Below are 11706 nucleotides of genomic sequence, written 5' to 3' on the forward strand. Positions count from 1 at the left end.
CCTGACGAATGCCACATTGGGGGTAACAGGAGGTGAGCGCATGGGCAGGAGTAGCGATGTCCCGGCGTTGAGGCATGGGCTGGCGATACTCGGGGTCTTGGCCAGCAGGCCGGGCCCGGTGAGTGCCGCGACCATCGCGCGCGAGCTGGGAATCCCGCGGTCCACGACCTATCACCTGCTCGCCGAGCTGGCCGAGGCCGGGTTCGTGGCGCACCTGCCGTCGGAGCGCAGGTACGGCTTGGGGATCGCTTCGTTCGAGCTGGGGTCGGCGTATCTCAGGCATGATCCGCTGGAACGGCTCGCCGGGCCGCTGCTGCGCAAGCTCGTCGACAAGGTGGGGCACACCGCGCACCTGGGCGTCTTGCACGGCAACGAATCCCTGTATCTCATCAAGGAACGTCCCGTGAAGCCCGAGACCCTGGTCACCGAGGTCGGGGTGCGGCTGCCGGCTCAGCTGACCGCGTCCGGGCGGGCGATACTGCGGCATCTCGAAGCGCCGCATGTGCGCGCGCTCTTTCCGTCCGTGGGCGCTTTCGTGCTACGGACAGAGCGGGGCCCCAAGAGCCTTGCCGAGCTCCGCCGGACGCTGACCGCCGAGCGGAGGCTCGGGTGGGCGGTGGAGGACGGCAATGTCACCGAGGGTTTCGCTTCGGTCGCCTGCCCCGTCTTCGATCACGGCGGGCGGCCGCTGGCGGCCATCAGCGTCACCCTCCGGCATCATTGTGCTACCGAAGGGTGCGCCGAAACATGGCCTGATCTCGCGGGGGAGGTCGGGAAGACCGCGCGGGAACTGACCCGCCGGATCGGCGGTCAGCCCGCGTGAGCCGCGCGACGGCCTTCAGCGGCCTCGAGGCCCAGCATGGCGAGCAATTCCGCGCACTCGATCGCATCCGAGGCATGCCCTGCCACGGTGCGGGCCGCGCGGCCGTTCTGAACTGACATGTGTGCGTGTTCTTCAGCGCGGATTCCCGCGAGAAGGCCTTGCTCTTCCGTCGGGGAGGAATGCCTAGCCCAGGTCATCTAGCACCTTCTTCCGGCCCGCGACACTGATCGCGGCGGGCCATGGTCGGGACTTCAGCATGACACTCGACCACCCGAATGTCCTAACGTCGTGCCAAAGCGAGATCAAACGATTAGCCCAACTCAGCGAGCAGAACGGACTTTCCCAGCCATCGGCAGGCACTCAGCGCGACCTCGACATTGAGCCGGTCGTCGCGGATCGACCAGCCCAGCACCTCCTCGGCCTTGCGGAGCCGATACTGCACGGAATTCTTGTGAATCCCCAGCTGGACGGCCGCAGCGGCGTAGCTCCCGCCGCACGAAAGGAAGGCGTGCACGGTCTCTCGGAGGCGCGCGTGCGGCTCGTCGTCGAGCGCCAGATCACCGAGCACGTCCTGGACCCAATGCCGGGTCGCTTCCAGGTCTGAACACATCAGCGCGACGGGTCCGACGTCACCGAATGCGGTGAACGAAGGCGCGGGTGCGCGGCCCGCGACGGCTACTGCCTGTGCCTGAATGGCTTGCTGGTGTGACCGCCGGAACCCGCGGACCCCGCCGCCGGGGGCGCCGACGGCGACCCGCACCGGGGTGTCGCCTAGGTCGGCCGCCGCGGCCATGGTGTCGGTGTCCCAGCCGGCACGCTGGCCGAGCGGCAGCCAGACCCACGCGCTCAGTTCGTCCCATGGCACGAACAGCGGGCGGATGAGGCAGCCGAGCCGTTCGCCGAGCGTGCGCACCACGCGTTCCAGCGTCGGCAGGAGGCTTTCGCTGGCGGCGTCGCGGTCGCCCCACAGGACCAGCCCGAGATGCTGCTGCCGGAGCCGGTAGCCGAGCACGTTCTCGGTCGCGTCGAGGTCGAGGTTGCGGCCTTCGACCAGATCACGCACCCGCGCCGCGCGGACCGCGCCCTGGTTCAGCGCCCAGCGGTCGCGCTCGTCCTCGTACTCCGCGACCACGCGCTGCGTCGCGCGGTCGATGTAGGCCGACGTGACGCCCACAAGTTCTTGTGCCGCAGCGGAAACCACGGCTCCCTCGCCGCTCTGGTGCTTGAGTTCCTCGAGACACAAGCGCAGGAAACTGTCCTGCCCCAGGCGATAACACCGCACGAGCGCGTCGACCGGGATGCCGCGCTGGGCCAGCCGCCGCGCGTACTCGACGGCGGCGGCGGGTGTTTCCGCGCGCGTGACATCGGTGCGATGTCCCAGCACGTAAAGCAAAGTGGCCACGTTGGCCTCGACGCTGGCGGCAAGCGCTTGCAGCAACCGCTCATCACCGCCGAGGTACTCGATCTCGGCGGACAACCTGCCGCGCAGATCCTCGGCGATGGATGGCAGGTTCACGCTCATCGCGGAGGCGATCGCGGTCACCGTCTCCGCAACCTCCGCCGATCCGTCGGCGGCCTCGTTGCGAATAACGCGCACAGGTTCACCGTACGCCGCTCCGCCGCACCAAGTAAGGTTCGTCACGCTCACCGCGACCCCCGCTTCACCTGCGCCGACGACGCGGACAATCACACCGCGTCGTCAACCACACTCCCACTGTGACAGTCGGGTTCCACTGTGCGCTCAGCACGGCTTTGCGGAAAATCTTGGTCGCCGCGACCAAAAACCGGGTTTACGCAGACCAGGATGGGAATCCGGGCACACACGGAGCGCTTCGGCCGACGATGACGATCACCCGCAGTCCCGGCCTGACTTTTCCCTGTTTCACCCCAATAGCCGAGTCCGCTCCCCCGGTCAGCAGCACCCGGTTGGCCTATCCGAAGTCGATCATAACTCCGATGTGGACGCTCGCATCCCGTCGAGGATGAGCGCCAGCCCGTGCTCGAAGCGCCGGTCGTGGTCACCGGCGGCGAGCACGGCCTCGTGCGCCATCGGGAACCTCTCCGGATCCGGCGGCACCGGCGCGCCGACGCGGTTGGCCGCCTGCTGCTCTTCGAGCGTGGTGCCGAGCACGAAGTCGGTGAGCACCCCGATCCCGCGCAGCGCGGCACTCGGCGTGAAGCCCGCCTTGCCGAGCATCTCGACGATGCCTTCCACGTACTCCCAGCGTTCCTCGATCGGCCTCGCCGCGCTCGCGAGCAACGCGCCGTCGCGATGGGCGAGCATGCCGCGGCGGATCCGCCGAGCCATCCAGGCGAGCCAGGCGTCCCACTCGGCGCCGGGTCCGGGCGCGCCTTCGAGGCCGTCGACGGAAGCCATGGCCGCGGCGTGCATCTCGTCGAGCAGGTCCTGCTTGTTCTTGAAGTGCCAGTACAGCGTCGGCGCCTGGATGCCGAGTTCCCTGGCGAGCTTGCGCAGCGACAGGTTCTCGAGCCCGACGTCGTCGAGCAGCCGCAGCGCCGCCTTGACGACCTCTTCGCGAACCAGGGCCATAACGGACCTCCCATAACTCGGTTCACAATCTAACAGTGTTCGGGACCGGGCCGCCGACCCGGGTTCGGTCGTCCATTGTGGACAATTCGAAAATGGGACCGGGAATTGCGAGACGGGTTTCCCACCCGGCGATAATCCGGGCCGGTGCACTATCCGCAACGAGCTGACAAGAGCATGTCCAGTGGGCTGGAACGGTTCAGCGACTTTGGTCGGATGACAGTAGGTAATTCCTTGACCAAACGGACATCCACACTTATGGTCTAGACCACATTCAAGTGAGCCGCTCCCCTATTCGCCGAACACCGTTGTTCCGCCGTTTGGAGCCTTCAATGAACCTGAAGCGCAAACTCGCCGTCGCCGCTGGGGCATTACTAGCCCCGATCGTCGTGATCACCGTCCCGATGGGAACGGCCAGCGCGCACGGCTACGTTTCGTCACCGCCGAGCCGTCAGGCCTTCTGCGCGCAAGGCAAGGTCTCGAACTGTGGCCCGATCATTTACGAACCACAGAGCGTGGAAGGCCCCAAGGGGCTGACCAGCTGCAATGGCGGTCTCGCGCAATTCGCGCAGCTCGCGGACGAAAGCCGGAACTGGCCGACCACTTCGGTCAGCGGCACCGTCAACTTCACCTGGACGCTGACCGCGCGTCACGCCACCAGCACCTGGGAATACTTCATCGGCGGCACCAAGGTCGCGTCGTTCAACGACGGCGGCGCCCAGCCGGGAGCCACCAAGACCCACGCCGTCAATCTGAGCGGTTTCTCCGGCCGCCAGAAACTGCTGGCCCGCTGGAACATCGCCGACACCGCCAACGCGTTCTATTCGTGTGTCGATTTGCAGATCGGGGGTGGCGGAAACCCGACAACCCCCACGACACCGCCGACCACGACCAGCAATCCGCCGACCACCCCGACGACCTCTCAGCCGCCTGCCGGCGGGACCTGGAAGGTGAATACGGCTTACTCGGTCGGCCAGACGGTCACTTATGGCGGCGCGACCTACAAGTGCATTACCGCGCACACCTCGCTGCAGGGCTGGGAACCGCCCAACGTCCCCGCACTGTGGCAGAAGCAGTGAAACTCCGCCTCGCGCTGGCCGCCGGACTCCTCACCCTCGCCGGGTGCGGGTCCGGCGGCCCCGCCGCGCCCGCGGCCGAGTTCAACCCGACCGACGTGATGTTCCTGCAGATGATGATCCCGCATCACCAGCAGGGCATCGACATCGCGCGAATGGCCAAGGAGCACAAGCTGCGCCCCGAAATTCAGGTGCTCGCGAACGCCATCGACGTGACCCAGGTCAACGAGGTCGCGGACATGAAGGCCTGGCTCGCGGGCTGGGGGCAGCCGCCGACCGCCGACGCGGCGCCGGACGCGCACGCCCACCACGGCGGCACCCGGCTGACCCCGCCGGACGAGGTCGCCGAGCTGAAGGCGGCCAAGCCGGAGGAGTTCGAGAAGCTGTTCGTCAACATCCTCACCGCGCATCAGCACAACGCGGTCGAACTCGCGCAGACCGAAGCGGCGGGCGGCGCCGCCTTCAAGACCAAGGACCTGGCGAACCGGATCATCCAGTCACGCACCGGGGAGATCAAGCAGCTACTGGGTTTTCTCGGCTGAGGGCACCAGGAACTGGTCGATCAACGGCAGCAGTTCGCCGGCGACACGCAGTGCCTCCGCGGTTTCGACGTCGGGCACCGAATAGTGCTGGTTCCCGGCGGCCGTGGTCGCGGTCAGCGTCGCCAGCCCGGCCCTGCGCTGGAAGAACGACCGGCGCAGGTTCCAGCCGACGATGCCGTCGCGGGACAGCACCACGCGCCGCCGTACGAGCGAGCCGTGCCTGCTGACCAAGGCCGAGCCGACGACCGCGTGCCCGAGATTGCGGTAGCGGTCGAACGCCAGCGCGGCCGCGACCGGCACCACGGCCAGCGAACTCAAGGCGACCCCGAGCGTCACGACATCCATTGCCCACAACAGGAAAACGAGCCCGATCACCACGGCGGCGCCGACGAAAGCCCTGGTATACCGGCGACGGCGAGCTCGCGGGCCGTGCTGGACGAGGTCCGCGCTGAGCGGCTCCGGCGCGCCGACGAGCGCCGCGACCCGACCGGCTTCCTCGCGCGGCGCCGGCGGCAACAGCACCGTGCCACCGCGTTCGGCGCCGTGGCCGACGCGCAGCCCGGTGGTGATCGCCAGCAGCTTCGCGCCGCGAACCAGCCGCAGCAGCAACGGTTCGCTGACTTCGACGCCACGCAACCGCCGCTCCTCGATGGTGGTGGAGCGCTTGTTGATCAGCCCGCGCGAGATGTGCAGCGTGCCGCTCTGATGCCTGCTGAGCCGGAAGTTCCAGTACGCCAGCACATACCCGGCCGTCGACGCGACGACCACCACGACGGCGAGCACGCCGATGATCTCGGCGATGTCCTGGGCGAGCGGCGCGTTCTCCAGGTGCCGGAAGATCACCCGCAGCGGCCCGAACCGGTCGAGGTCGCCCTGCGCCTCGGACAGCACCCGCGAGAGCGCGGCGCCGATGACACCGACCGTCACCAGCCCGGACAACGTGAACGGCCCGAACCGGATCCACTTCGGATCGAGCGCGGCCAGCGGGGTTTCCCTAGGCTTCGGGTCGTCGGTCTCGGCCGTGACCGGACTGCGGTGCAGCAGCTCGTCCCGCAGCCGCTGGGCCTCCTCGGCGGTCAGCGCGTCGAGCTTGATGCCCTCGTGTCCCTTGTCGGACCGCCCGGTGCCGACGGTGACCGCGGCCAGCCCGAGCACCCGGTGCAGCGCCTGCGCGTCGATGTCCACTGTGCGCACCCTGTCGGTCGACACGGTCAGCACTTGCTTGCGCAGCAAGCCTTTCCGGATCTGGACCTGCCGAGGCGTGACCCGGTACGTGGTGGTGAACCAGCGCAGCACGCCGAGCACCACGAGCAGCCCGACGCCGAACAGCGTCCACCACGGGCCACGCCCGGTCGACGCGCCGACCACGAGGATCACGAGCAGACCGGGCAGCGCGCGCACGACCTCGTTGAGCGGGTGGACGAGCAGCATCTTCGGGCTGAGCTTGCGCCAGTCCGTTTCGACCTCGGCCGCCGCTTCCGGCGGCGCCCACGGCGACGTCACGTCGCGTCTCCCTCGGACGCGACGGCGTTGCCGGTGAGTTCTTCGGCCGCGCGCTGCGCGGTCTCGTGGTCGAGTCCGTGGATCTTGATCGGGCCCGCCGAGGACGCGGTGGTGACGGTCAGGTTCGCCAGCCCGAACATCCGCTCCAGCACACCGCGTTCGCTGTCGACGGTCTGGATGCGCGAGACCGGCGCGATCCGCCATTCCTGGTCGAGCCAGCCGGACCGGGTGTAGACGGCGTCGGGCGTGATTTCCCAGCGGTGCACGGCGAAACGCCACCGCGGCATGACGATGACGTGCGCGATCGCGAGCACCGCCGAGACCAGCGCGACGATCGCGTGCGGGGTGCCGCCGCCTTCGTCGTCGGCCAGCAACCAGACGACCTGTGCGCCGAACACGAAGACCCAGCTGAACGCGGCACGGCAGGCCCAGTACAGCTTCGCCTTCGGGCTGACCCGGTTGCGGGGCACCCGCAGCTCGACCGCGCCCCCGGCCACTGACTCGCTCATGGCGCCACCCTAACAGCGTTCGAGACGCTGACGGCGGCGAACGGGGCCACACCTCGTTGTGTGCCCCGAGACGACGCAGGCTAGGCGACCCTGACGAGCCTGCCGGTTTCGCCGGACCAGCCGAGTACCGGGTCGGCCGAGAGGATCGCCTGGTGCAGGTCGCGGACCAGCGCCGACGGCTCCAGCCCCAGCTCGTCGGCGAGCCGGGCACGCAGATCCCGGTAGACCTGCAGCGCCTGCGACTGCCGCCCGACGCGGTACAGCGCGGTCATGCACTGCGCGTGGAGGTTCTCGTGCAGCGGGTGGCGGCCGATCAGTGTGGTCAGCTCGACGACGAGCTGCTGATGACGGCCCAGGCGCAGGTCGGCGTCGATCCGCCGCTCCAGCACGGAAAGCCTGCTTTCCTCCAGCCGCACCAGTTCCAGCGCGAGCGCCGGGCCGACCCGCACGTCGACCAGTGCCGGGCCCCGCCAGAGTTCCAGTGCCGCCCGGAAGAGCTCCGAGGCGGCCTCGTCGCGGCCGAGCGCGTACTCACGCTGGCCGGAAGCGGCCAGCCGTTCGTATTCGGCGGTGTCGACCGAGCCTGGCGGCAGGTTCAGCAGGTAGCCACCGTGCCGGGTGACCAGAATGTCCTTGGCACCGACCGGCGAATCCGGCCCGAGCGCCGCGGTGAACAGCCGCCGCAGCTGCAGTATGTAGGTCTGCAGCGTGGTGAGCGCGCTGCGCGGCGGGTCCTCACCCCAGATCTCCTCCATCAGCCTCGGCACGGAAAGGACCTGATTGGCGTTTATCGCCAACAACGCCAGTATCTGCCGGGGCTTGCTCGCATTCGGCACTATGGACGTGTTCTCACACAGCGCGCTCAGCGGTCCCAAGAGCTTGATGTCCACGGGAATTCCTCCAGAAGTTCATGCGTGGTGGTAGCGCTTACCCGCGATCAACCCAGTCGGCTGATTAATCGCGAAAGCGGACTCGACTAAAGTGGAATGGAAGGCGGCGTCGCCCGGTTCGCCGTATTTCACTCGAACGGCGCAGGCAGCCAGCCGCGCAGCTGCGGGGCGGTCTCCGTGAGCCGCGCGCAGAGCCGGGTCGCCGACTCGGCCGCCGCCTCGGCGTCCGCCGCGACACTGAAGAACACCAGCTCGACCCGCCGCGCCCCGGAAGAGGCCCTGACGTGCTCGAACCCCGAGTCCTGACCGGCCAGTTCCCGCAGGAGACCGGCCACGAGCGGCGCCTCCAGCAGCTGGCGCGGCGCCGCCGCCGTGGCGATCAGGACCACCTCTGTCATGTACACGGGCGACCGATCGAAATCCCGATGAATGAATCATCGGCTTCGCCCTTCACGAACATTTGACATCCCAGTCGAATCCGTCTCCGCAGGTCATGCTCATGGCGACCGGTTCGCGGTATTCGAGTGAAGTCATTGATCTGCCCCCAGATCGTCGTTTGCCTGTTTCCGACACCACGAACACTGCCCGACGATCAGCCGGTCCCGAAAGGGGAAAGGACTGGCACCAAGTGGCAGCGCAGCTTGCTGCCAACCACGGCCAAAACCGAAACCGGACAAATTTCCCAATAGCCGGCCGGGGAACGGATCACACTTGGTTACTGATTAACCGGTACTGGTGTACTGTTCGGCTTCGCGAGGGGGAACGCGACTGGGGTTCTTTGGGGGAACGTGTGCTCAGACCGCTTGGGTTGGATACGACGGCGGAAGCCGTCTACCGGGCGATGGTCGTCCACCGCGACTGGGGAGTCGCGCAGCTGGCCGAATATCTCGAAATGACCGAGGAAGACATCCGGGCGGCGCTGGACCGGCTGGCCGACTTGGCGCTGGTCAGGCGCTCGCTGACGCATCCGACCCGGCTTCGCCCGGTCGAGCCGCAGTTCGGCCTTTTCGCGCTGCTGCAATCACGGCAGGCGCAGCTGCACAAGAGCCAGCAGGAACTCGCGCAGAGCCACGCGACCATCTCCGAGCTGATCGTCGACCTGCAGTCGGCCAGCCCCCGCGTCGAAGTCGACCAGCTGATCGGCATCGACGAGGTGCAGAGCAGGCTCGAGGTGCTGGCCAACCACGCCTCCGTCGAATGCCTTTCCGTCATGCCGGGCGGCGCCCAGTCGGAGTCCAGCATCGAAGCCGGGCTCCCGCTGAACGAACACGCGCTGGCCAGGGGGGTGGCCGTGCGCACGATCTACCTGAACAGCGTGCGCAACGACCCGGGGACCCTCCGGTACGCGAACCGGCTCACCGAGCGCGGCGCCGAGTTCCGCACCGCGCCGACCCTGCCCGTCCGGATGCTGCTGGTCGACCGCGAGATCGCGCTCGTGCCGCTCAATCCGGACAACAGCAGGGAAGGCGCCGTCCAGATCACCAGCCGCCGGATCATCGCGACCCTGCTGGCGTTCTTCGAGCACATCTGGAACACCGCGGCCCCGTTCGGCCAGGAACCCTGCCGCGCCGGAGACGGGCTGACCGAACAGGAACGCGAGCTGCTGCGGCTGCTGGCCGACGGGCTGACCGACGAGGTCGCCGCGCGGCGGCTGGGCCTGTCGCTGCGGACCACCCGCCGCTTCATGGCCGACCTGATGAAGCGGCTCGGCGCGAAAAGCCGCTTCGAGGCCGGTTTCCGTGCCGCCGAAAGGGGTTGGCTCGGCTCGACCACCACGCTCGAGGGCAGTCGCTGCGGCTGCCCGAGCTAGTACGGGCCGACGAAACCGGCGGTGACCCCTTCCAGCTGACGGACCGTGGCGCGCGCGTCGCCGAGAAGTTCCAGGCAGGCGGCGGTGATGCGCCGCGCGTCCGGATGGAACGCCTCCTCCAGCGGGTAGGACACCGGGGCCGGGCAGTCCGGCAGCGTGACCCTGCGGACCGGCGCGCGCAGCGCGTCGAAGACGTTTTCCGCCGCGACGGCCGCGACCTCGGCCGCCAGGCCGTAGCTCGCCCAGCTGGTGTCGGCCACCACGAGCCTGCCGGTCTTCGCGACCGACGCGCAGATCAGCTCCTCGTCGAGCGGGCGGATACTGCGCACGTCAACGACTTCCGCGCTGATCCCGCGCTCGGCGAGCAGGTCGGCGGCACGCTCGGCCTCGTACACCATCAGCGAGGCCGCGACGATGGTGACGTCCTGTCCCGCACGCACGATTCGGCCCTTGCCGAACGGAATCCCGGTCGCCGCTTCGGAAACCTCGCCGCGGTGCTGGTAGAGCCCGCGGTTTTCCAGCAGCACGACCGGTGTCTCCGAGCGGAGCGCCTGCACGAGCAGGCCCTTGGCGTCCGCGGGCGAGGCCGGCATGGCGACGTACAAGCCGGGGAAGTGCCCGAAAAGCGACTGCGGGCTCTGGGAATGCGTCGCGCCCTGGCCCCAGCCTCGGCCGACGACGCCTCGGGTCACCACCGGCACCCCGCCCTGGTTTCCGTACATATAGCGCCATTTGGCCGCAAGATTGATCAACGGATCTGATGCCAGGAACAGGAAATCGGCCCTCGAATGGACCAGCAGCGGCCTGCGGCCCATCGCTGCCGCCCCGATCGCGATGCCCGCGGTGGCGTTCTCCGCGTTCGGCACGTCGAAGACCCGCGACGACCCGAACCGTTCGAACGCCGCGCGCGTCGTCCCGTAGATGCCCTTGCTGTCGTCGACGCCCTCCCCCGCCACGAAAATCGCGGGATCGGCTGCCATGCACTGCACGGTGGCCTCGCTGATCGCCTGCCAGTAGGTGAGTTCACGCATGGTCATCGGGTCCTCTCATCCGAGCCGGCGAGCAGATCCGCGACATCGGGGAACGGGCTCGCCTTCGCGTACTCGACGGCTTCGGCCGCCTCGGCACGGAACTCGCCGTACCAGTCCTCGACAAGCCGGTCGATCGTGGGATCGGTGTCCCGCAAGGCATCCGCGGCCTGCCGGATCGGGCAGCGGCCGAGCCACGAGTCGACCTCGGCCTTGCCGCGGTAACCGTCGTCCGGCTCCCAGTTCGGGCCGACGTGTTCACGCCAGCGGTAGGTGTCCAGCTCCAGGAAGTACGGCCCGTCGCCTTCGCGGCACCGGGTCAGCGCCTCGTCGGCCGCGCAGTGCACGGCGAACACGTCGTTGCCGTCGACCCGGCTCGCCGTCACCCCGTACGACCGGACGCGATCGGTGATGGTCGTGCCCTCCGGCTGACGCGACCGCAGCGGCGACTCGATCGAGTAGCCGTTGTTCTCGCAGACGAACAGCACCGGCAACCGGTGCAGCGCGGCGAAGTTCACCGACTCGGCGAACACGCCCTCCTCGGTGGCGCCGTCGCCGAAGAAGGTCACCGCCACCCTCGGCTCGCCCGCCATCGCGAACGACCAGGCCGCGCCGACGGCGACCGGGATCATCTCGCCGAGAATCGCCGCGGAGCCGCCGAACCCGGCCGCGTGATCGACCAGGTGCACCGACCCGCCACGCCCGGCGGCGCAGCCGGTGGCCCTGCCGTGTATCTCGGCGGTCATCGCGCGCAGGTCACCGCCCATGGCGAGGTACGGCGCGTGCGAGCGGTGCCCGCTGTAGACCACGTCGGTGTCACGGGTGGCCGCGCAGACGCCGACCGAGGTCGCCTCCTGGCCGATGGAAAAGTGCGTGGGAGTCCGCATTTCCTGCTCGTCGCGGTACCGCTCCGCCAGCGTCTCCTCGACGCAGCGGATCCGCACCATCTCCCGCACCAGCCGGTGGGTCATCGTTCG

Annotated in this window: 13 protein-coding genes; 4 read left to right on the top strand and 9 right to left on the bottom strand. The window is 68.6% G+C overall.

Features of this window, described 5'->3' with window-relative positions; genetic code table 11:
* Positions 1–40: 40 nt before the first annotated feature.
* A complete protein-coding gene (locus ACFV15_RS06135) occupies positions 41–823 on the top strand; it encodes an IclR family transcriptional regulator (protein ID WP_378349047.1) in 783 nt (260 codons plus the stop codon).
* Here ACFV15_RS06135 and ACFV15_RS06140 read toward each other — a convergent pair.
* The 3 genes from ACFV15_RS06140 to ACFV15_RS06150 all read right to left on the bottom strand — a co-directional run bounded on the left by ACFV15_RS06140 (position 811) and on the right by ACFV15_RS06150 (position 3374).
* Positions 811–942 (bottom strand): hypothetical protein, encoded by a 132-nt coding sequence (locus tag ACFV15_RS06140; RefSeq protein ID WP_378349048.1) that lies wholly within the window; start codon positions 940–942, stop codon positions 811–813. The genes ACFV15_RS06135 and ACFV15_RS06140 overlap by 13 nt on opposite strands.
* A 191-nt stretch (positions 943–1133) precedes the next feature.
* Positions 1134–2420, bottom strand: coding sequence for a PucR family transcriptional regulator (locus ACFV15_RS06145; protein WP_378349049.1), 1287 nt, complete (start codon positions 2418–2420; stop codon positions 1134–1136).
* A gap of 348 nt (positions 2421–2768) precedes the next feature.
* Positions 2769–3374 carry a TetR/AcrR family transcriptional regulator C-terminal domain-containing protein gene (locus tag ACFV15_RS06150; RefSeq protein WP_378349050.1) on the bottom strand — a complete coding sequence of 202 codons (606 nt, stop codon included), beginning with the start codon at positions 3372–3374 and terminating at the stop codon, positions 2769–2771.
* A gap of 329 nt (positions 3375–3703) precedes the next feature.
* Between ACFV15_RS06150 and ACFV15_RS06155 the strand changes: the two genes are divergently transcribed.
* Both ACFV15_RS06155 and ACFV15_RS06160 read left to right on the top strand, forming a co-directional pair.
* Positions 3704–4450 (top strand): lytic polysaccharide monooxygenase, encoded by a 747-nt coding sequence (locus ACFV15_RS06155; RefSeq protein ID WP_378349051.1) that lies wholly within the window; start codon positions 3704–3706, stop codon positions 4448–4450.
* Positions 4447–4989 carry a DUF305 domain-containing protein gene (locus tag ACFV15_RS06160; RefSeq protein WP_378349052.1) on the top strand — a complete coding sequence of 181 codons (543 nt, stop codon included), beginning with the start codon at positions 4447–4449 and terminating at the stop codon, positions 4987–4989. Before ACFV15_RS06155 ends, ACFV15_RS06160 begins: the two co-directional genes overlap by 4 nt.
* Here ACFV15_RS06160 and ACFV15_RS06165 read toward each other — a convergent pair.
* The 4 genes from ACFV15_RS06165 to ACFV15_RS06180 form a co-directional block, all read right to left on the bottom strand.
* A complete protein-coding gene (locus ACFV15_RS06165) occupies positions 4969–6492 on the bottom strand; it encodes a PH domain-containing protein (RefSeq protein ID WP_378349053.1) in 1524 nt (507 codons plus the stop codon). The genes ACFV15_RS06160 and ACFV15_RS06165 overlap by 21 nt on opposite strands.
* On the bottom strand, positions 6489–7001 hold the full coding sequence (locus ACFV15_RS06170) for a PH domain-containing protein (RefSeq protein WP_378349054.1): 513 nt from the start codon (positions 6999–7001) through the stop codon (positions 6489–6491). The genes ACFV15_RS06165 and ACFV15_RS06170 overlap by 4 nt, the downstream gene beginning before the upstream one ends.
* Before the next feature lie 80 nt (positions 7002–7081).
* Positions 7082–7891: a BTAD domain-containing putative transcriptional regulator gene (locus ACFV15_RS06175; RefSeq protein ID WP_378349055.1), complete on the bottom strand. Its 810-nt coding sequence runs from the start codon at positions 7889–7891 to the stop codon at positions 7082–7084.
* Between the two features lie 128 nt (positions 7892–8019).
* A complete protein-coding gene (locus tag ACFV15_RS06180) occupies positions 8020–8289 on the bottom strand; it encodes a hypothetical protein (protein ID WP_378349056.1) in 270 nt (89 codons plus the stop codon).
* Between the two features lie 410 nt (positions 8290–8699).
* On the opposite strand from ACFV15_RS06180, the gene ACFV15_RS06185 reads away from it, so the two are divergent.
* Positions 8700–9701 (top strand): LuxR C-terminal-related transcriptional regulator, encoded by a 1002-nt coding sequence (locus tag ACFV15_RS06185; protein WP_378349057.1) that lies wholly within the window; start codon positions 8700–8702, stop codon positions 9699–9701.
* Here ACFV15_RS06185 and ACFV15_RS06190 read toward each other — a convergent pair.
* Both ACFV15_RS06190 and ACFV15_RS06195 read right to left on the bottom strand, forming a co-directional pair.
* Positions 9698–10738 (bottom strand): alpha-ketoacid dehydrogenase subunit beta, encoded by a 1041-nt coding sequence (locus ACFV15_RS06190; protein ID WP_378349058.1) that lies wholly within the window; start codon positions 10736–10738, stop codon positions 9698–9700. The genes ACFV15_RS06185 and ACFV15_RS06190 overlap by 4 nt on opposite strands.
* On the bottom strand, positions 10735–11700 hold the full coding sequence (locus ACFV15_RS06195) for a thiamine pyrophosphate-dependent dehydrogenase E1 component subunit alpha (protein ID WP_378349059.1): 966 nt from the start codon (positions 11698–11700) through the stop codon (positions 10735–10737). The genes ACFV15_RS06190 and ACFV15_RS06195 overlap by 4 nt, the downstream gene beginning before the upstream one ends.
* Positions 11701–11706: the final 6 nt, after the last annotated feature.

The sequence above is a fragment of the Amycolatopsis sp. NPDC059657 genome (genome assembly GCF_042734395.1).
In the GTDB taxonomy this organism is placed as follows: Bacteria; Actinomycetota; Actinomycetes; order Mycobacteriales; family Pseudonocardiaceae; genus Amycolatopsis.

What these genes read in the sequence shown, in the direction of transcription:
- ACFV15_RS06135 (WP_378349047.1), top strand. Translation starts at nt 41, where the DNA reads ATGGGCAGGAGTAGCGATGTCCCGGCGTTGAGGCATGGGCTGGCGATA.
- ACFV15_RS06140 (WP_378349048.1), bottom strand. Translation starts at nt 942, where the DNA reads ATGTCAGTTCAGAACGGCCGCGCGGCCCGCACCGTGGCAGGGCATGCC.
- ACFV15_RS06150 (WP_378349050.1), bottom strand. Translation starts at nt 3,374, where the DNA reads ATGGCCCTGGTTCGCGAAGAGGTCGTCAAGGCGGCGCTGCGGCTGCTC.
- ACFV15_RS06155 (WP_378349051.1), top strand. Translation starts at nt 3,704, where the DNA reads ATGAACCTGAAGCGCAAACTCGCCGTCGCCGCTGGGGCATTACTAGCC.
- ACFV15_RS06170 (WP_378349054.1), bottom strand. Translation starts at nt 7,001, where the DNA reads ATGAGCGAGTCAGTGGCCGGGGGCGCGGTCGAGCTGCGGGTGCCCCGC.
- ACFV15_RS06180 (WP_378349056.1), bottom strand. Translation starts at nt 8,289, where the DNA reads ATGACAGAGGTGGTCCTGATCGCCACGGCGGCGGCGCCGCGCCAGCTG.
- ACFV15_RS06190 (WP_378349058.1), bottom strand. Translation starts at nt 10,738, where the DNA reads ATGACCATGCGTGAACTCACCTACTGGCAGGCGATCAGCGAGGCCACC.
- ACFV15_RS06195 (WP_378349059.1), bottom strand. Translation starts at nt 11,700, where the DNA reads ATGACCCACCGGCTGGTGCGGGAGATGGTGCGGATCCGCTGCGTCGAG.